Annotated in this window: 19 protein-coding genes and 1 tRNA gene; 10 read left to right on the top strand and 10 right to left on the bottom strand. The window is 32.8% G+C overall.

Going from position 1 to position 21,657, the window contains the following annotated elements; genetic code table 11:
• Nucleotides 1-42 precede the first annotated feature (42 nt).
• From NAT47_RS04520 to NAT47_RS04505, 4 genes are all read left to right on the top strand, one after another.
• A complete protein-coding gene (locus tag NAT47_RS04520) occupies nt 43-2,463 on the top strand; it encodes an efflux RND transporter permease subunit (protein WP_250580693.1) in 2,421 nt (806 codons plus the stop codon).
• A 49-nt stretch (nt 2,464-2,512) separates the two neighbouring features.
• Nucleotides 2,513-3,961 (top strand): asparagine--tRNA ligase, encoded by a 1,449-nt coding sequence (gene asnS / locus NAT47_RS04515; RefSeq protein ID WP_250580691.1) that lies wholly within the window; start codon nt 2,513-2,515, stop codon nt 3,959-3,961.
• A gap of 81 nt (nt 3,962-4,042) precedes the next feature.
• Nucleotides 4,043-5,506: an RNA polymerase factor sigma-54 gene (gene rpoN / locus NAT47_RS04510; RefSeq protein ID WP_250580689.1), complete on the top strand. Its 1,464-nt coding sequence runs from the start codon at nt 4,043-4,045 to the stop codon at nt 5,504-5,506.
• A 4-nt stretch (nt 5,507-5,510) separates the two neighbouring features.
• On the top strand, nt 5,511-6,122 hold the full coding sequence (locus NAT47_RS04505; protein ID WP_250580687.1) for a hypothetical protein: 612 nt from the start codon (nt 5,511-5,513) through the stop codon (nt 6,120-6,122).
• On the opposite strand, the gene NAT47_RS04500 is transcribed toward NAT47_RS04505, so the two are convergent.
• The 5 genes from NAT47_RS04500 to NAT47_RS04480 all read right to left on the bottom strand — a co-directional run bounded on the left by NAT47_RS04500 (nt 6,117) and on the right by NAT47_RS04480 (nt 9,989).
• Nucleotides 6,117-6,773 carry a porin family protein gene (locus NAT47_RS04500; RefSeq protein WP_250580679.1) on the bottom strand — a complete coding sequence of 219 codons (657 nt, stop codon included), beginning with the start codon at nt 6,771-6,773 and terminating at the stop codon, nt 6,117-6,119. The two genes, NAT47_RS04505 and NAT47_RS04500, sit on opposite strands and share 6 nt — an antisense overlap.
• A 71-nt stretch (nt 6,774-6,844) precedes the next feature.
• Nucleotides 6,845-6,932: transfer RNA gene (locus NAT47_RS04495), tRNA-Ser, on the bottom strand.
• Nucleotides 6,933-7,000: 68 nt separating this feature from the next.
• On the bottom strand, nt 7,001-8,032 hold the full coding sequence (locus tag NAT47_RS04490; protein WP_250580677.1) for an asparaginase: 1,032 nt from the start codon (nt 8,030-8,032) through the stop codon (nt 7,001-7,003).
• Entirely contained in the window at nt 8,019-9,158 is a 1,140-nt protein-coding gene (locus NAT47_RS04485) for a 1-acyl-sn-glycerol-3-phosphate acyltransferase (protein ID WP_250580675.1), read from the bottom strand. Before NAT47_RS04485 ends, NAT47_RS04490 begins: the two co-directional genes overlap by 14 nt.
• Before the next feature lie 63 nt (nt 9,159-9,221).
• Nucleotides 9,222-9,989, bottom strand: coding sequence for a TatD family hydrolase (locus NAT47_RS04480; protein WP_250580673.1), 768 nt, complete (start codon nt 9,987-9,989; stop codon nt 9,222-9,224).
• 68 nt (nt 9,990-10,057) lie between these two features.
• On the opposite strand from NAT47_RS04480, the gene NAT47_RS04475 reads away from it, so the two are divergent.
• Entirely contained in the window at nt 10,058-10,495 is a 438-nt protein-coding gene (locus NAT47_RS04475; protein WP_250580671.1) for a retropepsin-like aspartic protease, read from the top strand.
• Here the strand turns inward: NAT47_RS04475 and NAT47_RS04470 are convergent, their stop codons facing one another.
• The 3 genes from NAT47_RS04470 to NAT47_RS04460 all read right to left on the bottom strand — a co-directional run bounded on the left by NAT47_RS04470 (nt 10,496) and on the right by NAT47_RS04460 (nt 15,864).
• Nucleotides 10,496-11,716 carry a TCR/Tet family MFS transporter gene (locus tag NAT47_RS04470; RefSeq protein WP_250580669.1) on the bottom strand — a complete coding sequence of 407 codons (1,221 nt, stop codon included), beginning with the start codon at nt 11,714-11,716 and terminating at the stop codon, nt 10,496-10,498.
• Between the two features lie 78 nt (nt 11,717-11,794).
• A complete protein-coding gene (odhB, locus tag NAT47_RS04465) occupies nt 11,795-13,012 on the bottom strand; it encodes a 2-oxoglutarate dehydrogenase complex dihydrolipoyllysine-residue succinyltransferase (protein ID WP_250580667.1) in 1,218 nt (405 codons plus the stop codon).
• Between the two features lie 80 nt (nt 13,013-13,092).
• Complete coding sequence (locus NAT47_RS04460; protein WP_250580666.1) at nt 13,093-15,864, bottom strand: 2-oxoglutarate dehydrogenase E1 component; 2,772 nt, start codon at nt 15,862-15,864, stop codon at nt 13,093-13,095.
• Between the two features lie 115 nt (nt 15,865-15,979).
• Between NAT47_RS04460 and NAT47_RS04455 the strand changes: the two genes are divergently transcribed.
• Together NAT47_RS04455 and NAT47_RS04450 are read left to right on the top strand one after the other, a co-directional pair.
• Entirely contained in the window at nt 15,980-16,525 is a 546-nt protein-coding gene (locus NAT47_RS04455; RefSeq protein ID WP_250580665.1) for a hypothetical protein, read from the top strand.
• Between the two features lie 76 nt (nt 16,526-16,601).
• Nucleotides 16,602-17,129, top strand: a complete 528-nt coding sequence (locus tag NAT47_RS04450; protein WP_250580664.1) for a hypothetical protein — start codon at nt 16,602-16,604, stop codon at nt 17,127-17,129.
• A 31-nt stretch (nt 17,130-17,160) separates the two neighbouring features.
• Here NAT47_RS04450 and NAT47_RS04445 read toward each other — a convergent pair whose 3' ends face one another.
• Complete coding sequence (locus tag NAT47_RS04445; RefSeq protein WP_250580663.1) at nt 17,161-17,511, bottom strand: hypothetical protein; 351 nt, start codon at nt 17,509-17,511, stop codon at nt 17,161-17,163.
• The gene (locus NAT47_RS04440) at nt 17,504-18,478 is read right to left on the bottom strand and encodes a polyprenyl synthetase family protein (protein WP_250580662.1); all 975 of its coding nucleotides are present in this window, start codon (nt 18,476-18,478) and stop codon (nt 17,504-17,506) included. The genes NAT47_RS04445 and NAT47_RS04440 overlap by 8 nt, the downstream gene beginning before the upstream one ends.
• Before the next feature lie 138 nt (nt 18,479-18,616).
• Between NAT47_RS04440 and NAT47_RS04435 the strand changes: the two genes are divergently transcribed.
• Genes NAT47_RS04435 through NAT47_RS04425 form a run of 3 tightly spaced genes read left to right on the top strand, consistent with a single transcriptional unit; the run spans nt 18,617 to nt 21,637 of the window.
• Entirely contained in the window at nt 18,617-19,213 is a 597-nt protein-coding gene (locus NAT47_RS04435) for a TetR/AcrR family transcriptional regulator (protein ID WP_250580660.1), read from the top strand.
• 2 nt (nt 19,214-19,215) lie between these two features.
• Nucleotides 19,216-20,562, top strand: coding sequence for a TolC family protein (locus NAT47_RS04430; RefSeq protein WP_250580658.1), 1,347 nt, complete (start codon nt 19,216-19,218; stop codon nt 20,560-20,562).
• Between the two features lie 7 nt (nt 20,563-20,569).
• Nucleotides 20,570-21,637 carry an efflux RND transporter periplasmic adaptor subunit gene (locus tag NAT47_RS04425; RefSeq protein ID WP_250580656.1) on the top strand — a complete coding sequence of 356 codons (1,068 nt, stop codon included), beginning with the start codon at nt 20,570-20,572 and terminating at the stop codon, nt 21,635-21,637.
• The last annotated feature ends 20 nt before the right edge of the window (nt 21,638-21,657 follow it).

Raw genomic sequence — 21,657 nt, 5'->3', positions numbered from 1 at the left:
TTTAAGCAATAATCGTTACCTTTGCACCCTAATTTTTGAGAGATGTTAAAGAGATTAAACCCTAGTTTTTGGGGTTATATTGCCAGTAAAATATTAAGAAACAGAATTGGATTATTAGTCTTTATTGCGATTTTTACCGTTTTTATGGCTTCGCAATGGAAGTACATAAAATTCACAAATACCGAAGCTAACTTATTACCCGCTAACGAGAAAGCCAACATAGAATACAATGCTTTCTTAGACAAATTTGGAGAAGAAGGAAACCTTATTGTAATTGGTATTCAAGATAGTCTTATTTTTTCTCCAAAAATTTATGCTTCTTGGGAAAAATTAATGACCCAATTGAAACAAAACAAAGAGGTTGATTTAGTAATTTCTTTGGATAACTTAAAGAAATTACAAAAGAATGATAGTTTATCTACTTTTGAACTTACTTCTTTGATTAATCCTGCAAAAGTTTCTGATGCCAATTATCTTAAAGAAAAAAAGGAAGAATTAATCCATCAAATGCCTTTTTATGAAGGGTTACTTTACAACAAATCAGGTATAATTCGTTCTGCAATTTATTTAGATAAGAAAATTGTAAATACTCCCGAACGTAAAAATCTGGTTCTTAAGAAAATTATTCCTGCTATTGAATCTTTTGAAAAAGAAACAAAAGTTGACCTTCACGTATCGGGGATGCCTTACATTAGATCGTTAAATTCGGAATACATTATTAGCGAAATTAGCCTTTTCATTGGGGCGGCATTAGGAATAACTTCACTAATTTTCTTTTTCTTCTTTCGATCGTTCAGAACTACATTAATATCGATTTGTATTGTTATTGTTGGAGTAATGTGGTCCTTTGGATTTTTGGGTCTATTGCGTTATGAAATTACGGTTTTAACAGCCTTAGTACCCACTTTAATGATTGTAATTGGAATTCCAAACTGTATTTTCCTTACGAATAAATACCATCAAGAATGTAGAATTCATGGAAATCAGGCTAAAGCTTTGGTTCGAGTAATTACTAAAGTGGGCACCCCTACTTTAATCACCAATCTTACCACTTCATTTGGTTTTGCTACTTTTATAGTAACAAATAATGTACTACTAGAAGAATTTGGAATAGTAACCTCTATAAACATTATTGCACTTTTCCTACTGTGTCTTTTTGTAATTCCAGTAGCTTACAGTTATATGTCGATTCCTAAAGAACGTCATTTAGATCACTTGGAAAAAAGTTATTCGGTAAGTTTCTTAAATTGGATTCAAAAAACCATCAAAAACAAACGAACTATTGTTTATACAGTAGCATTTTCTTTGCTTGCATTAGGTTTTTATGGTACTTTTAAAATGAGAGTTTCAGGAAGTTTGATTGAAGACATGCCTAAAAAAGCAGCATTTTTCGATGATATCGTATTCTTTGAAAAAGAATTTGATGGCGTAATGCCAATCGAAATTATGATTGACACCAAACGTAAAAAAGGTGTTATGAAGTTAACTACCTTGAAACGAATGGACGAACTTCAGGAGACTATTGATTCTATTCCAGAATTATCACAACCTATTTCTATTGTGAATTTAGTGAAGTATTCGAAGCAGGCATACTACAACAACAATCCGGAATACTATAGTTTGCCAACAACTCAGGAGCAAGCTTTCATTTTATCGTATGCTAAAAATTCGGTAAAAGACAGCAAAGAAAATGTAATGAAAAGCTACGTAGATTCAACCGGTCAATATGCCCGAATTACTACTTTCATTAAAGATGAAGGAATTAATAATATCGATGCTATTCAAAGCAAATTACAACAAAAAATCAACGAAGTTTTCCCTAAAGAAAAATACGAAGTATCCATCACTGGGAAAGCATTGGTCTTCCAAAAAGGAACCAAATATCTATTAGACAATTTAGTAGAATCGTTAATCTTATCGATTTTCATTACAGCACTTTTAATTGCCTTTATGTTTAGATCGATTAAGATGATAGTCGTGGCTTTAATTCCGAATTTACTTCCTTTACTAATGACTGCGGGCATTATGGGATATTTTGACATCCCTTTAAAACCGTCCACTATTTTAGTATTCGGAATCGCCTTTGGACTTTCAGTTGATGACACCATTCGATTCTTAGCAGAATACCGACAAGAATTGGGTAGAACCAATTGGAAAATCAAGAAATCGGTTTTTGCAACCTTACAAGAATCAGGATTAAGTATGTTCTATACATCGGTAGTATTATTCTCTGGATTTTCTGTGTTCATGCTTTCTAGTTTTGGAGGTACAATTGCTCTTGGAGGTTTAGTTTCTATAACATTACTTTTCGGGATGTTATCTAATTTAGTTTTACTCCCTTCATTGGTACTAACATTGAACAAAAAACTAGCCAATCAGCAAGAGTTTTTAGAACCTACCTTCAATATTTTAAGCGATGAAAAAATAGGGAATGAAGAAAATTTGAACGATAAAGAAGAATAAAAAACACAATCAAATAATAGCTATATTTGCATTATAAATAATATTGAAAATGAAACACTCAAAAGTAATAGACCTTTTAAACAGCACGAAAACATTACATGAAGTAACAGCAAAAGGTTGGGTTAGAACATTTAGAAACAATCAATTTATTGCGTTGAACGATGGTTCAACTATTCATAATATTCAGTGTGTTGTTGATTTTGAAAATACACCTGATGAAACCTTAAAAAGAATTACCACTGGAGCTGCTATTTGCGTAACCGGAACCTTGGCAGAAAGCCGTGGTGCGGGACAAAAAGTAGAAATTCAAGTAACGAAGTTAGAAATTTTAGGCGATAGTGATGCGGAGAAATTCCCTATGCAACCTAAAAAACACTCGTTAGAATTTTTACGCGAAAATGCTCATTTACGTGTAAGAACGAATGCTTTTGGAGCTATTATGCGTGTGCGTTCAACGTTAGCTTTTGCAGTACACCAATATTTTCAAGAAAAGGGATTTTTCTATGTAAATACACCAATCATTACAGGTTCTGATGCTGAAGGTGCTGGTGAGATGTTCCAAGTAACTTCTTTACCTCTTGATGGTTCTGCTCCAAGAAACGAAGACGGAAGTATCAACTACAAAGAAGATTTCTTCGGAAAACAAACCAATTTAACCGTTTCTGGGCAGTTAGAAGGCGAGACTTTTGCTATGGCTTTAGGTCAAATTTATACATTCGGACCAACATTCCGTGCGGAGAATTCAAACACTTCTCGTCACTTGGCTGAGTTTTGGATGATTGAGCCAGAAGTTGCTTTTAATGATTTGGCTGACAACATGGATTTGGCAGAAGATTTCATCAAATACGTTATCAAATACACCGTTGATAAATGTGGCGATGATTTAAAATTCTTAGAAAACAGATTGTTAGAAGAAGAAAAATCAAAACCTCAAGCTGAGAGAAGCGAAATGACGTTATTAGAAAAATTAAGTTTCGTACTTGATAATAACTTCAAACGTGTTTCTTACACAGAAGCTATAGAAATTTTAAGAGATTCAACTCCAAATAAAAAGAAAAAATTCCGATACATCATTAACGAATGGGGTGCTGATTTACAAAGTGAGCACGAACGTTTCTTAGTAGAAAAACACTTTAAATGTCCAGTAATTTTATTTGATTATCCAGCAAAAATTAAAGCGTTTTACATGCGTTTGAACGACAACACAGAACCAGGAAAAGAAACCGTTAGAGCAATGGATATTTTATTCCCAGGAATTGGAGAAATCGTTGGTGGTTCTCAAAGAGAAGAGCGTTACGATGTATTAGTTGAAAAAATGAAAGCCTTAGGAATTGACGAAGAAGAACTTTGGTGGTATTTAGACACGAGAAGATTCGGTTCAGCTGTACACTCAGGTTTCGGATTAGGATTTGAAAGATTAGTGCTTTTTGTAACGGGTATGACTAACATTAGAGACGTAATTCCATTCCCAAGAACACCGCAAAACGCAGAATTCTAAAAATAGTTGTTTCTAGTTTCAGGTTTCAGGTTGTTTTTATTAAGCAACTTGAAACTTGAAACCTTAAACTTTAAACAAAAAATGCTTAAACACAGTTTACAATTCAAATTATCTCAAAAATTATCGCCTCAACAAATTCAGTTGATGAAGTTAATTCAATTGCCTACGCAAGCTTTTGAGCAACGTCTTCAAGAAGAATTAGTAGAGAATCCTGCTTTGGAAGAAAGTAGCAAGGAAGATAATTACGATTTAGATGATTATGGAAGTGATACTGATGATTACGACGATTACGATAACGAGCACATCGATACAGGCGACATCAATATTGACGAATATTTAAGCAATGATGAAACGCCAGATTACAAATATCAAACTAACAATTACAGCGATGACGATGAAGACAAAACGATGCCTTTTGCGGCTCCTGTGAGTTTTCATCAAGATTTAATCAATCAGTTAAATACTTTTATTTTAACCGATGAGGAACGTGACATTGCTGAATTTTTAGTGGGAAGTATTGATGACATGGGTTACATCAGAAGGAGCATTCAAGATATTGTGGATGATTTAGCTTTTACTCAAGGTATTTATACGGATGAACCTACGGTAGAACGAATTTTACATTTAGTTCAAGATTTAGAGCCAGCTGGTGTTGGAGCACGCGATTTACAAGAATGTTTATTGTTACAATTAAAACATAAAACACCTTCAGATTCAATTAGTTTAGCTATTAATGTGATTGAACAACAATTTGATGTTTTTACCAAAAAACACTACGATAAATTGTTGCAAAAATTTGATGTTTCTCAACAACAATTAAGAAAAGCAATTGATGAAATTGAAAAACTAAATCCAAAACCAGGAGGAAGTTTCGATGGCAATCAAAAAGCAGTAGAACATATTGTTCCTGATTTTACCATTCGAATTATCGATGGCGAATTAGAACTTTCGTTAAACGGAAGAAACGCTCCAGAATTGCACGTTTCTAAAGATTATCAGGAGATGTTACAGAGTTATAAAGATACTTCTGAAAAATCGAGTTCACAAAAAGATGCGGTGCAATTTATCAAACAAAAATTAGATTCAGCAAAATGGTTTATAGACGCAATTAAACAGCGTCAGGAAACCTTATATGTGACGATGAATGCCATTATGCATTATCAAAAAGAATACTTTTTAGAAGGAGAAGAAACCAAACTTCGCCCAATGATTCTAAAAGATATTGCAGAAATGGTAGGACTAGATATTTCAACAGTTTCTCGTGTAGCCAATAGCAAATATGTTGATACACCTTATGGAACAAAATTAATCAAAGAATTCTTCAGCGAAGCCATGACAAACGATCAAGGGGAAGAAGTTTCTACTATCGAAATTAAGAATATTTTACAGCAAGTAATTTCTGAAGAAGATAAGAGAAAACCGTTGCCAGATGATCAATTAGCGGAAATTTTAAAAGAAAAAGGGTACCCAATCGCTAGAAGAACCATAGCAAAATACCGTGAACAATTAGACATTCCAGTTGCGCGATTAAGAAAGAAAATCTAAGAAGATGGATTTAAAAAAAATATTACCTGTTTTCTCCTATATTTTTCATCCCATATTTGTGTCTTTATATGGGACTTTGTTTTTCTTTTTAATTACCAATTCTTTCTTTTATAACTCGCAAATCATCGTAACGTTAATTCAAGTGACGATTTTGACTTTATTGTTACCTTTATCGATGTACTTTTTATTTCGATCTTTTGGTGTTGTTACTTCGTTTACAGAAGCTAGCATTAGTGAAAGAAAAATGCCAATAGTAGTTCAAGCGATTTTATTATTTGTATTGATAAAATTCAGTGTTTCTAGAGATACAGTTGCTGAGTTATATTTCTTTTTTCTTGGTGGCTTTTTTAGCAGTGTAATTGTTTTAGCAAGTGTAATTCTAAAATTCAAAGCTAGTTTACACATGATTGGAATTAGTGCCTTAACGTGCTTTATTTTTGGTTTGAGCATGTATTACCAACTGCCTTTCGTAAATCTTGTAGCCTTCTCTATTGTTTGTGTTGGACTAGTAGCTTCTTCTCGTTTATACATGAAAGCACATACTTATCCGGAACTAATCGCAGGAATGATTATTGGTGCTGGACCTCAATTATTTTTATATCAGTATTGGTTATAAAATATAAAACATTAAACCAATTTTCAATGTAGTTACATTGTTTTCCGTGGCTGTTTTGTTTTTATCAAAAAAAGGATTTAAACCGTAATGAATATAAGCATTCCAAGTATTAAATCCAAAAGTTAGATACGATGCATATTGAAATTTATTCAACAAATTATTGATATTTTCACTACCAGAACTTATTCCACCCGTATATTCAAATTTTCCATCAATCAAGTAACTGGCCACAAAACCTGCGTGAACTCTCCAAAATTTATGGCTTTCGGGTGTAGCATTACGCCATCTAAATTCTAACGGCACATCTAAATAATGCAAAAACATTCTACTTTTCACTAACTGAAAGTTCGGATCTTCAGATATTGAAGATAAATCAATATTTTGTTTTAGGTCATTGAACGAATATCCAATACCAGGAGCAATAGTCCATTGTCTATTTTTAGATATTGGAAAATCTCTCAAAAAACCAGCAGATAATCCTGTAGAAAAAGAGTATTGACTAAAATTGGGAGGTGTTTTTTGTAATACATTATAAGAAATGGAAATATAAAATTGATCTTCCCTAAACAAAGAATCTACAATAGCTTTGTTTTCTGTTTGTGAAAAACAATAATGAGAAAATAGGAAAGAAAAAACAACTAGAAATCGCATCATCGTATTTTTTTATAAAAGTAATAAAAAAAGGTACGCAAATGTGTACCTTTTTTGTAATTACATTTCAGCAGAGAGGAAGGGATTCGAACCCTCGATACCCTTTTGGAGTATACACACTTTCCAGGCGTGCGCCTTCGACCACTCGGCCACCTCTCTATTATAAAATTTGTCAAAAATATTTGAAGATCACAAAAGTAGTATTTGTAATGGTTTTCTCCAATTTTTTAAGACATTTCCCCTCTAATTTCTGTTTCAAAAATTGTCTTAAAAACTTTAGGTGACACCTTTTCTCCTAAAAGATACATTAACTTGGTAATTGCAGTCTCCGTGGTAATATCTTTTCCAGAGATAACGCCAATGTTTTTTAATTGAGTACTTGTTTCATAACTTCCCATCGACACACTTCCACCACTGCATTGTGTTACATTAACCACATGAATATTATTTTTAATTGCGGTTTCAATACACTTAACAAACCATTCTTCTGTGGGTGCATTGCCTGAACCATAGGTTTCTAAAACAATCCCTTTAAGATTTGGAATAGAAAAAAAGGAATTTAAAACATTTTCATTTATACCCGGAAAAAGCTTTAAAATTGCCACGTTATCATCAAAATCAGTATGAACTTTTAGCTTTTTAGTTACTTTTTGCTTCAGAATAACATCATAATTTACTTTTAAATGAACACCCGATTCAGCCAATTCTGGAAAATTAGGCGAAGTAAAAGCATTAAAATGTTCGGCACTGATTTTTGTAGTGCGATTTCCTCTGTATAATTTGTACTCGAAATACAAACATACTTCTTGAATCACCGGTTTTTTATTTTCTTGAAGCGAAGCTACTTGAATTGCTGTAATCAAATTCTCTTTGGCATCGGTTCTTAAATCGCCAATTGGTAATTGTGAACCCGTAAAAATTACAGGTTTTGCTAGGTCTTCCAACATAAAACTTAAAGCAGAAGCGCTATAGGACATCGTATCCGAACCGTGTAAAACTACAAATCCATCAAATTTCGAATAATTTTCCTCTATAATTTTGGCCATTTTTTGCCAGTTGGAAATATTCATATTAGATGAATCAATAGGAACTTCAAAGGATATCGTCTCAATCTCACAATCTAGTAAATGCAATTCAGGGATGCGGCTTAACAACTCCTTAAAATCAAAAGCGATCAAAGCTCCCGTTTTAAAATCTTTTACCATTCCGATGGTTCCACCGGTATATATTAAAAGTATTTTTGGTTTATGAGATGTCATCAGTGTATTTCAATTTGTTTACAACTGGATTGGCGTACATGGCCAAAAAACCTTCTCTCATGGTTTCATTATCTGCATCTATTCGTATTTCTAAACGTCTTTCAAACAATTGACGTTCTTTTTCGTTGTACAAATGCTCAAATCGAGTTGTTTTGTATAAAATATCGTAAGCAATAAAGTTCGTTGGCCATAATTTATACGATTGCAAAATAGAATCGTCAATTACTTGTGCCAAAGCTTGAATTTGCTTATTGTTGTTATCGTTTTCGGCAATAATTTTTTCGTATTCATTTTCTAAAACATCACCTACATGAATATGAATGCGCTTTTTTTGCCCGATAATTCCACTTAATAAAGTAATGAAGTCTTCATTTTTCTCTTTAATGTACACTTCATCTTTAGAAAGAGCCAATAATTGCGGCATTTTTAAAGCATCTGTTGGATCATACTCATAAGAAATTGAAACCGGTACGATTCTTAATTTCTTGAAAAAATCCATATTATTTGCTTCGTCTGAAGCCATTGCTATCATTTTCAAAACGCCTTGATGGGTAGCATCATTTCCATCTTTAGTTCTTCCCTCTCTTTGAGCAATCCAAACAGAACGATTTTCTTTCGACAATAAATGATACATATATTCTGACATCAGTTTAGAACTTTGCAATAATTCACGTGGTGATAATCCGCGTTGTACTAAGAAATTTCGATTTAATTTCGAAAGCTTTAATAAAAAATCTTTCTTAACTAAATTATCACCAATTGCTGAAGCTGTCATCACCAAACCATGATCAAATAAAGATACATTTAACAAAGATGTGTCTAAAATAATATCGCGGTGGTTGGAAATAAATAAATACGAAGTATTAGGTTCTAATTTCTCAAATCCCGAGGTAGTTAATCCTTCCGAACTTCTTTCTAAAACTCTTTGAATCGATTGATAAACAAAATTAACTTGGAAATCGCGTATAGAATGAGTACTACTCAATTGTTCTTTCCAAACTTCATCTTCTACTTCTGGAAATGTAAAATCCATCATAGCCTTCATCATAGGATGATGCAACAAAGACTTCAAAGCTTCGTTTACTTCTGAATCATAATAAGGGCGAATAGAATCGAATTTTGTCATAATTATTTTCAAAACTAAACACAAATGAACGAAAATTTTATCAATTTTGACTTTAAATTTTGATTAAATTCCGAAAATTTGTTTTGAATTTTCCGTAGTAATTCTTGCAATTTCTTCTACTGATAATTGGTAAATTTCGGCTAACTTTTGAGCTACTAATACAGTATAACTGCTTTCGTTTCGTTTTCCTCGTTGTGGAACAGGTGCCAAATAAGGCGAATCCGTTTCTAAAACAATATGTTTTAAATCGATTTCATTTAAAAATTGATCAATTTTTCCGTTTTTAAAAGTAGCTACTCCTCCTATTCCAAGTTTCATTCCTAACGAAATCGCTCTTTGGGCTTGACCCAAATCACCCGTAAAACAATGAAAAATTCCGAATAAATCAGTTGCTTTTTCACTTTCTAACACTTCGAAAACCTCATCAAAAGCATCACGACAATGAATATTGATTCCTAATTTATACTTTTTTGCCAATTGAATTTGGTGCTTAAACGCATATTGCTGTTCTTTCAAAAAGGTTTTATCCCAAAACAAATCAATGCCGATTTCACCAACGGCATAAAATTTTCTAGAAGCCAATTCTTTTTCTACATGCGCCAATTCTTCTAAGTAATTTTCCTTTACATACGTTGGATGTAATCCCATCATTAGAAACACATTTTCAGGAAATTGTTTTTCTAATTCGTACATTTTAGATGTGTAATTAGAATCTATTGAAGGCACGAAAAAACGAGAAACGCCTGCATTGATAGCTCTTTGCATCATTTCGTTGCGGTCTAAATCGAATTCTTCAGAATATAAATGAGTGTGGGTATCGGTAAGTATCATTTGTGTTTTTGATTACAAAGCGTCAAAGTTACAAAGTTTGATTCAGAAATTTGATTTACTTTTGAACTATGGAAGATTTACAGGACTTTTTAAAAGGAAAAAACTACAAAAAAATAAAGTTCACGGTGCTAAAAACCCAACATTTATTAATCAAAGGAAAAATAAATGGAGTTAAAGGCAACTTTATTTTAGACACGGGAGCAAGCAACAGTTGCGTAGGATTTGAAAGTATTGAACATTTTAAATTAAACGCCCAATTTTCAGAAACCAAAGCGGCAGGTGCAGGTGCTACCGGAATTGAAACTCAATTGGCAAAAAATAATGAAATTCAATTAGGCAGATGGAAAAATAAAAAATTTCATCTAATAATTTTTGACATGAGTCACGTTAATGATGCGCTTCGTCATTACAAAACCAAACCTGTTGATGGCATAATAGGTGCCGATATTTTACTAAAAGGAAAAGCAATTATTGATTATAGTAATCATTGCTTGTATTTGAAATAACTATTTAGTGTGATTTTTCTTCAGTGTTCGGTAAGCTAAAATTGTACTGATCAACATTAAAATTCCGCCTAAAACAAAGGGTGCTCCTGGAAATAAAAAAGGGGCTTCATCATGAGTAAAATAATAAAAAACCGACGCCATCATAGGTGGACCTACAATTGAAGAAGCACTCATTAAACTCGTTAAGGTTCCTTGAATTTCTCCTTGTTCAGATGGAGGTACTTGTTCAGAAACTACGGCTTGTAAAGCTGGCCCTGCGATTCCTCCTAAACAATAAGGAATTAAGAAAACAAACATCATCCAGCTTTCAGTGGCAAAAGCGAATAAGAACATTCCGATAGTATATAACGCTAATCCGAAATAAATACTTTTTACATTTCCGATTTTTGGATTGATCCAACGAATTAAACCTCCTTGAACAATTCCAACTAACAATCCGATGACTCCTAGAGAAATACCTACCATTTTTTCTGTCCAATTAAATTGATACATGGTGAAATAATTCCAGTTGCTTTGTACTGCATGTGAACCTACATAGAGAACAAAAATAGCCAATACTAATCCGATTAAATTTGGGTATTTTTTCAAATGTAAAAAAGCTCCGATTGGATTAGCTCTTTTTAATTCGAATGGTCTTCTTTTGTCCTTATCCAAAGATTCTGGCAAAATAAAATAACCATATAAAAAGTTTAGCATACATAAAATAGCTGCTGCAATAAAAGGAATTCTTGTTCCAAATTGCCCTAACAATCCTCCTAAAACTGGACCAATTATAAATCCTAATCCAAAAGCGGCACCCATCAATCCAAAATTCTTAGCTCTGTTTTCATGTGTACTCACATCGGCAATATAAGCAGAAGCTGTTGTAAAACTTGCTCCGGTAATTCCAGATAAAATTCTACCAACAAATAACCATGTAATTGTAGGCGCAAAGGCTAACAATAAAAAATCTAACGAAAAGGCAAACAAAGAAGTTAATAATACGGGGCGTCTTCCATATTTATCACTTAAATTTCCTATGACTGGCGCAAAAATGAATTGGGTTATGGCATAAGCGAAAGTTAACCAACCACCATATTTTGCTGCTTCGCTAATATCGCCATTGATTAATTCTTTAATAAGATTAGGAATTACAGGAATAATAATTCCCCATCCAATAACATCTAATAAAACGGTAATAAAAATAAAACCAACCGCAGCTTGCTTCTTTGATTTTTTCATAGCTAATTTTTTAAATTCGAAGAAAAGAAAATCCCAAACTCTTTTGAATTTGGGATTTTGCATTTGGGATGTATTGTATTATAATTCTAATGCTTTTTTAACATTACCACCCATTAAAATTTCTGCTGGATTTTCTAATGCTTCTTTAACCGCTACTAAGAATCCAACCGACTCACGTCCGTCGATGATTCTGTGGTCGTATGATAATGCCACGTACATTACAGGAGCAATTACGATTTGACCGTTTTTAACGATAGCTCTTTCTACCACATTGTGCATTCCTAAAATACCTGATTGTGGAGGATTGATAATTGGTGTAGATAGCATACTTCCGAAAACACCACCATTTGAAATTGTGAATGTTCCACCAGTCATTTCGTCTACAGTAATTTGTCCATCACGAGCTCTTAAAGCTAATCTCTTGATTTCTGCCTCTACACCTCTAAATGATAAAGTTTCTGCATTTCTCATAACCGGAACCATTAATCCTTTTGGACCTGAAACCGCTACCGAAATATCACAGAAGTCATAAGAAATTTTCTCTTGACCATCAATCATAGAGTTTACATCTGGATATAATTGTAAAGCACGAGTTACTGCTTTAGTAAAGAACGACATAAAACCTAATCCTAAACCGTGTTTCGCTTTGAACTCTTCTTTATATTGATCACGAATAGCATAAATGGCTGACATATCTACTTCGTTGAAAGTAGTCAACATCGCAGTTTCATTTTTAGCAGATACTAAACGCTCCGCTACTTTTCTACGTAACATTGAAAGTTTTGTTCTTTCTGTTCCGCGGTTTCCTCCTGTTGGAGTTCCCATTGATGGTACTGCGTTTACAGCGTCATCTTTAGTAATTCTTCCACCTTTACCTGTTCCTACAATTGTAGAAGGCTCGATGTTTTTTTCTTCTAATATTTTTCTAGCTGCTGGTGATGGCGCTTGAGTTGCGTATGTTTTCTCTGCTACTGGAGCTGCTTTTGGAGCCTCAGCTTTTGGCGCCTCAACTGCTTTTACTTCTTCTTTAGCTGGAGCCGCACCACCTTCTGGTTTTGCTGCACCGGTATCGATTAAACAAACAACAGCACCAACTGCTACTGCATCACCTTCTTCTGCTTTTAATGTAATGATTCCACTTGCTTCAGCAGGTAATTCTAGTGTTGCTTTATCTGAATCAACCTCAGCAATCGCTTGGTCTTTTTCTACATAATCCCCATCTTTTACTAACCATGTAGCAATTTCTACTTCTTTAATTGATTCCCCTGGAGAAGGGACTTTCATTTCTAAAATCATATTTTTTAGTTTAAAAGTTTAAATTTAGTTTAAAAGTTTAAAAGTTGTGTTTTGATTAAACTTAAACTAGTATTGTTTTTTTATTGAAATAAATTTTTGTCGAAAACCATTGCAATCGCATTTGCATGACGTTTTTTAGAACGCTCATAACTTCCTGCTGCCGGAGCACTGTAAGCTTTTGGTGATGCTAATCTTAATTTTACTAAATCAAAATTCATCAACATATAACTATAAGCTCCCATGTTTTTAGGTTCTTCTTGTGCCCAAACGTAATCATCCACATTAGGATAACTATCGATGATTGCTTTGATTTGGTCCACTGCTAATGGGAACAATTGTTCTAAACGAACTACTGCCACATCATTTCTACCTAATTCAGCACGTTTTGCAATGATATCATAATAGAATTTACCAGTACAGAAAACTAACGTTTTAATTGCTTTTTTATCTGTTACATTTGGATCATCTAATACTTCTTGGAATTGTCCGTTTGCTAAATCATCCATTGAAGAAACTACATCTGGATGACGCAATAAACTCTTTGGAGAGAATACTACTAATGGCTTACGGAATTCTGTTTTTAATTGTCTTCTCATTAAGTGGAAGAAGTTGGCTGGCGTAGTTACATCGGCAATATACATGTTGTGTTTTGCACATAATTGTAAGTAACGCTCCATACGTGCTGATGAATGCTCTGCTCCTTGGTTTTCATAACCATGAGGCAACAACATTACCAATCCGTTTTGGTTGTTCCACTTATCTTCACCTGCAGAAATGTATTGGTCAATCATAATTTGGGCTCCGTTAGAAAAATCTCCAAACTGTGCTTCCCAAATTGTTAAGGTTTTTGGTGATGCTAAGGCATATCCGTACTCAAAACCTAAAACACCATATTCTGAAAGATGTGAGTTATAGATATAAAAGTTTCCTTTTTTATCTTTTATTTTGTTTAATAAGATTACTTCTTCTTCTGAATCTTCTACTTTTACTACAGCGTGACGGTGTGAGAATGTCCCACGTTCAACGTCTTGACCTGAAATACGTACATCGAAACCTTCTTTTAGTAAGGAACCATAAGCTAATAATTCGCCCATTGCCCAATCTAATTTATTGGTTTCAACCATGTTTTTTCTGTCCCCAATTAACTTTGTAATCTTGCTGATGAATTTTTTATCAGCAGGAAGTTCAGTTATTGTTTTAGCAATATCTGCTAATTGATTTTTATCAAATTTTGTGTCGAATTTTTGTAACATTACATCATCCGAAACTTGTTTGTAACCTTCCCACTCATTATCCATGAATGGAGTAATTACAGTTAAATCTTTTTTACGAGAAGCTTCTAAATTCTCATCTAATTTTGCTTTGTAAGCTTCTTCCAATTCTTTTACATATCCTGTAGAAATTACATTTTCCTGAATTAATTTTTCAGCATACAAATCTCTTGGATTCTTGTGTCTAGCAATAGCTTTATATAAAATTGGTTGTGTAAAACGTGGCTCATCACCTTCGTTGTGACCGTATTTTCTATATCCCAATAAATCGATGAAAACGTCTCCACCAAATTCCATGCGGTAATCTAAAGCAAACAACATCGCATGAACTACCGCTTCTGCATCATCTGCATTCACGTGTAAAACTGGCGACAAAGTTACTTTCGCGATATCCGTACAATACGTTGAAGAACGTGCATCTAAGTAATTCGTAGTAAATCCAACTTGGTTATTGATTACTAAGTGAATTGTTCCACCTGTTTTATAACCATCTAATTTCGCCATTTGAATGATCTCATACACAATACCTTGTCCTGCTACAGCGGCATCACCGTGAACAGCAATTGGTAATACTTTTGAAAAATCATTTGGATAATTTCTATCTTGTTTTGCTCTTGTGATTCCTTCAATAACGGCACCTACTGTTTCTAAGTGCGAAGGGTTTGGAGCTAAATTTAAGTTGATTTTTTTGCCTGAATTCGTAACTCTATCTGAAGTTAACCCTAAGTGATATTTTACGTCACCATCAAAGTTTGCATCTTCGTCATAATCTTTTCCATCGAATTCAGAGAAGATATTTTGTGTGTTTTTTCCAAAGATGTTAGCCAAGACATTCAAACGGCCTCTGTGCGCCATTCCCATTACGAATTGCTCTACACCTTTATCAGCTGCAGCTTCCACTAAAGCGTCTAAAGCAGGAATTGCCGCCTCACAACCTTCTAAAGAGAAACGTTTTTGACCTACATATTTGGTATGCAAGAAATTTTCGAAAGAAACCGCTTCGTTTAATTTATGTAGAATATGTTTCTTTTGGTCAACCGAAAAATTAGGTTGGTTATCGTTGACGTCTAAACGGTTTTTAATCCATTCTTGTACTTTAGGATCACGAATATACATGAATTCCACTCCGATTGACTGACAATATACATTTTCTAAATGCTTAACAATATCGGCTAAGGTACTTGGTTTCATGTTGACCATTTTGGCCGCATCAAAAACTGTGTTTAAATCGGCTTGAGATAAACCAAAATTTTCAAGTTTTAATGATGGTCCATGAACTCTTCTATCTCTTACAGGATTTGTTTTAGTGAATAAGTGTCCGCGAGTTCTATATCCTTCAATTAATTTCAGAACATTGAACTCTTTTTGCATTTTTTCAGAAATTTCACCAGAATCACCCGAAGCTACGTAAGCAATTTGCTGAGCAACTTCTTCAGAACCATAATTGGCTTGTGCAAAATCAAATCCTTGAAAAAAACTTCTCCAGCTAGGCTCAACGCTATCTGGATTTTGTAAATATTGATCGTATAAATCGGCAAAAAAAGCCGTATGTGCAGCGTTTAAAAAGGAAAACCTATCCATAGTGTGTTGTCTAAAAGACGTTTAAATTAAAAATTTATGCAAAAGTATAACATTTTATGATAATTTCTCAAGGAATTTAATACTTTTATAACATTAATTTTTTTAAAATCGATTTATGAAAAAGAATTTCGTAATAAATTTAACATTTTTGTTAACTATTGTGTTTTTATTTAGTTCTAAACCTGAAATTTTTGCACAAGTTACCCCAGAAAACAAAACAAAAAGCGATTTTTGGGAACATGTTCAATTTGGTGGAGGACTTGGTTTAGGAATAGGAAATGGTTATGCTGATATCATGATTGCGCCAACAGCAATTTACAATTTTAATGAAAGATTAGCTTTAGGTTTAGGAACACAATATAGCTATGTTAAACAACGTGATTTTTATAAAGCTAACATGTATGGTGGAAGTGTAATAGCGCTTTTCAATCCCATTAAAGAAATTCAAATTTCAACTGAAATTGAACAACTTAGAGTAAGTCGAAAATTTGGAAGTTATTATGGTAATGCTACTCAAGATTTTTGGAATACTGCTTTGTTTATTGGTGCAGGATATAGAACTGAAAATGTAACCTTTGGAATTCGCTATAATGTTTTACACCGTGATAGAGATAATATTTATGCCGAAGCTTTTATGCCTTTTGTAAGGGTGTTTTTTTAATTTAATAAGCAAATTCAAATATTGGCTTCTACTATAACTAATTGACAAAATAATTATGTTAAAATATATTGTTTTTTTGACCACACTTTTTTTGCTTAATTCTTGTGGTCTACCTTATGATAGATTAGATGGTGGAAATGGAAATAAAGTTCCAAAGAAAAATTTTAAATTCTCAAATAAGAAAAATATTGACATATATTCTTTTAAAAAGAATATTGAAATTGATTTTTTTTATGAAGTTGACGAGATTTATGAATCTGATAGAAACTTTAATTTTATCGGAAATCATAAAATCAAAGGTAATGGATTAATTCAGTTTTATGAAAATGGATGTGTAAGAACAATGAATAAAAAATTTATGAATCCAGATCCACAGAAAATTGGAGGTAGGGGAATTATTTATTTACAAAATGGTATTTTAAATTGTGATATTTTTTCAGGAGGATATAATAATAAAATGTATGTTGAAACTTATAAAATTAAAATTGAAAACAACAAATATTATTTTTTACAAACACATAATTTATCAGGAAATATGTGCTATGTTTATGTAAAAGGTGAGAAAGTTCCTAAAGAATATAAAAAGTATGAAGCAATTTGGTAAATTATCATTAAAAAATATTAACTTTTTTACATCAATACTTATTCCGAAACCAAACCTTTTGCCATTCTCGTTTTAATACTAAAAAAGTAACTTGTTCCGATAATTCTACCAAATCAGAACCATCCAATTTTTTGATCTGTTCTTCTGGAACATCTATGATGTAGAGTAAATTCAAATATTCAGCAAATTTGTATTGAATGAGTTTGTATATTTTTTCTTGAACCAAATTCTTAAATTCAAACGGGAAAATGCTCGTTGGTACATCTAAAGGTTCGTTCGCTAAAGCAAAATCTTTATTTACTTGCTCGATAAGTTTGAAGTACAAATCTTCTTCTTCGGCTTGCGAAATCAGCGAGTCAATATTTGCTGGTGGGCTATACATTTCTTCCCATTAAATTTTCGCCAAAAGCTTTTAAAACAGCTTTCTTTTCGGTTTCGATATCCATTTTTTCTAAAGTTTCAAATGCTTTAAATGTGAATTCTTGGATGGCTTTTTTGGTGGCTTCACTTGCTCCTGAAGTATTAAAAATTGCTTTTACCGATTCGATTTTATCAATATTATCTGATGGTTGAATGGAAAACAAGTGTAGTAATTGTTGTTTATCATCTTCGGTAGCAAATTCCATCGCTTTGAGATACAAATAAGTTTTTTTATTTTCAATAATATCACCTCCTACTTGTTTTCCAAAGGTTTCTGGATTACCAAAAGCATCTAAATAGTCATCTTGTAATTGGAAAGCAATACCTAAATTCAATCCAAAATCATAAATTAAATTAGCATTTACTTCTGAAGTTTCAGCAACAATAGCCCCCATTTTCATAGCTGCTGCTACTAAGACAGCTGTTTTATATTCAATCATTTTTAAATATTCGGAAATCGTAACATCGTCACGCGTTTCAAAATCTACATCATATTGCTGCCCTTCACAAACTTCTAAAGCGGTTTTACTGAACAATTTGGCTAACTCTTGAAACGTTTTTGGTTCGTAATTTTCAAAATATTGATATGCTAAAATAAGCATCGCGTCACCCGATAAAATTCCAGTATTCAAATCCCATTTTTCATGAACGGTTTGGTTCCCTCTTCGCAAAGGGGCATCATCCATAATATCATCATGAATTAATGAAAAATTATGAAATACTTCAACCGCAGTAGCCGCTGGTATGGCCTTCTCACAATCCACATTAAAAACTTCGGTTGCCATTAAAGTTAAAACTGGGCGCATCCTTTTACCGCCTAGTGATAAAATATATTGTATAGGGTCATAAAGATTTTTTGGTTCTTTATTGGCAACTATTTGAGAAAAATGATTTGCCATTTTCTCTTGGTAGTAGGATATAGAATGCATTTTTTGAATTTTTTGCTAAAATACTTCAATATTCTGAAATGAGGCGAATATATCAAGTGTTAAATTTATGTAAAAACATTGGAAACTATTTTTGTGTTAAAAGTTTCCTGTCTACATTTGCATTCGAATTTAACATAAATGAAAGACAAAATAATCAATAAAGCTAAAGAAATGTTTTTGAAACTCGGTTTCAAGAGCATCACTATGGACGATATTGCTTGTGAAATGTGTATTTCTAAAAAAACGATCTATAAATATTTTAGCAACAAAGACATTCTAATTGAAGAAAGTATTGACTTAGTTCATAAAGAAGTAAAAGAAACAATGGACGCCATAATATCTAAAAATTACAACGCCATTGAAGAAAACTTTGAAATTAAAAGAATGTTTCGAGAAATGTTCAAAAGTGCTGAATCTTCGCCTATTTATCAATTAAAAAAACATTATCCTGATATCTACAATAAGGTATTAAACATTCAGGTAAGCATTTGTGAAGATTGTTTTAGAAAGAATATTTTAAAAGGAATCAAAGAAGGATTATACAGAGAAAATTTGGACGTTGAAAATTATGTGAAATTTTATTACACTTTAATATTTACGATAAACGAAAACACGATGCTAGAAAAAGAATCTCATGAATTAGAATTGAAAGCTTTGGAATATCACATTAGAGCGATGGCTACTTTAGCCGGAATAATCGAATTAGAAAAACATCTACAAAACCCTATATTATAAAAATGAAAAAAAATATATTAACAACATTTCTTCTTGTATCTGTATTAACGGCAAAAGTTAATGCACAAGAAATTAAAGAACTAAGTCTTAAAGATGCTATTTCTTTTGCTCTTGAAAACAAGGCAGAAGCGAAAAAATCAAGATTAGAAGTAGAAAATAGCGAATACAAAATCCAAGAAGTTCGCTCGAGAGCGTTGCCACAAATATCAGCAAATGGAAGTTTAAATTACAATCCTATTCTTCAATTGAACGCTTTACCCGGTGATTTTTTTGGGGCTCCTGGAACTACAATTTTAGCTCCGTTGGGTCAAAAATGGAATTCTATTGCTGGAGTTTCTGTTAGTCAAGCCTTGTTTGATCAATCAGTTTTTACAGGATTAAAAGCAGCAAAAACCACACGTGAATTCTATCAAATCAATGCTGACTTAACTGAAGAACAAGTTATTGAACGCGTAGCGAATGCATATTACCAAGTATACGTGCAACAACAAAAATTAGAAGTTGTTGAAAACAATTTGAAAAATGCCAACAAGGCAAAAGATATCATCAAAGGTCAGTTTGACAACGGTTTAGCAAGAAAAATTGATTTGGATCGAATTAGCGTTCGTGTTAACAACATTAATTCAATAAAACAGCAACTTATAAACGCTATTAGTTTACAAGAAAATGCCTTGAAGTTTTACATGGGAATGCCAGTTGAAAATAAAGTAGTAATTCCAAAGACCGCCTTTGAAGTTACACCTCAAGACTTATCTAAAACAGCTGATGTAACCAATAGAACAGAATATTTGTTAATGAAAAAACAAGAGCAACTTTTAATGTATCAAAAGAAAGCGTTTCAAGCTAGCTACTATCCAACTTTATCATTAAGCGGTGGTTACAACTATATCGGTCAAGGTCCTGAAATGCCACTTTTTGCAAAACCAGCAGATGGTGTTTATTGGTCTGACTTTGCTAATATTGGTTTAAGTTTAAGAGTTCCCATTTTTACTGGATTTGGAACTAAAGCTCGTGTTAAACAAGCTTCTACCGCTATCAAAAGTTTACAGGTTGATTTAGAAAACACAAAATTAGCTTTAGACATGGCTTTTGAAAACTCAAAAAAACAAATTGAAAATAGCTTAATCACAATAGCGAATCAAAAAGAGAATGTAAAATTAGCACAAGAGGTTTTTGCTAATACAAATAATAATTACACACAAGGTTTAGCATCATTAACCGATTTATTAGATGCAGAAAATGCTCTAGTTGAAGCACAAAACAATTACACAACTGCTATTTTAGAATACAAACTAGCGGAAATTCAATTCATAAAATCTAAAGGAGAACTAAAAAACTTATTAAACTAATAAACAAATGAAAAAAATAATTTATATCGTTTTAGGTGTAGGATTAGTAGGAGCTACTGTTGTAACTCTTATGAACAACAAAAAACAAAATGAAGCAGATACTGCTATTGTTGCTCAAGAAAATAGTAGCGTTGCTGTACGTGTAGCTACAGTAGGAACAAATCCTGTTGAAGATAACTTTGTTGCTAATGGAAACTTTTCACCTGACCAAGAATTGGAAATGGCTGCAGAACGTTCTGGAAAAGTAATTTCGATTTTAGTTAAAGAAGGAGACAGAGTAGCAAAAGGCCAAACTATCGCTATTATTAGAGGTGATGTTGTAAATGTAGAAGCAGAAACAGCTAATGCTAATTATCAAAATGCTCTTAACGATTATAACCGATTCGAAAGTGCTTACAAAACTGGAGGTGTTACAAAACAACAATTAGACCAAGCTAGAATCAACATGATTAACGCTAAATCTAGATTAACTCAAGCCAACATTAATGTAGGTGATACAAGAGTTAAAGCGCCTTTCGGTGGAATTATCAATAAAAAATTCATTGAAGTTGGAACTATTTTAAGCGCAATGCCTCCAACAAAAATGTTCGAAATTGTGAATACAAACTCGTTAAAACTGAAAGTAAATGTAAGTGAGCGTCAAGTAGCACAATTAAAAATTGGTTCAGTTGTAAAAGTAAAAGCAAGTGTTTTTCCTGATAAAGAATACACTGGAAAAGTAACTTTTATTGCTCCAAAAGCTGACACATCTTTAAACTTCCCTATTGAAGTGGCTATAACAAACAATCCTAATAATGAAATCAAAGCAGGAATGTATGGTTCTGTAGTTTTTGGTGCGCCAGAAGGAAAACAGCCTGAATTAATGACAATTCCAAGAAGTGCTTTTGTAGGAAGTGTAAGTAGCAACCAAGTGTATGTGGTGGAAAAAGACATCGCAGTAATGAAAAAAGTTGTGGCAGGAAGAGTGTTTGGCGACAAAGTTGAAATTCTGAGTGGCTTAAACAATGGAGACGTAGTAGTAACTAGCGGTCAAATTAACTTAAGTGATAGCACTAAAGTTTCTATTGTAAAATAATTAAAGACGCTTACTTAAAA

The organism is Flavobacterium fragile (assembly GCF_023634865.1).
Taxonomy (GTDB): Bacteria; Bacteroidota; Bacteroidia; order Flavobacteriales; family Flavobacteriaceae; genus Flavobacterium; species Flavobacterium fragile.
This window is presented reverse-complemented; position numbering and strand designations above follow the sequence as displayed.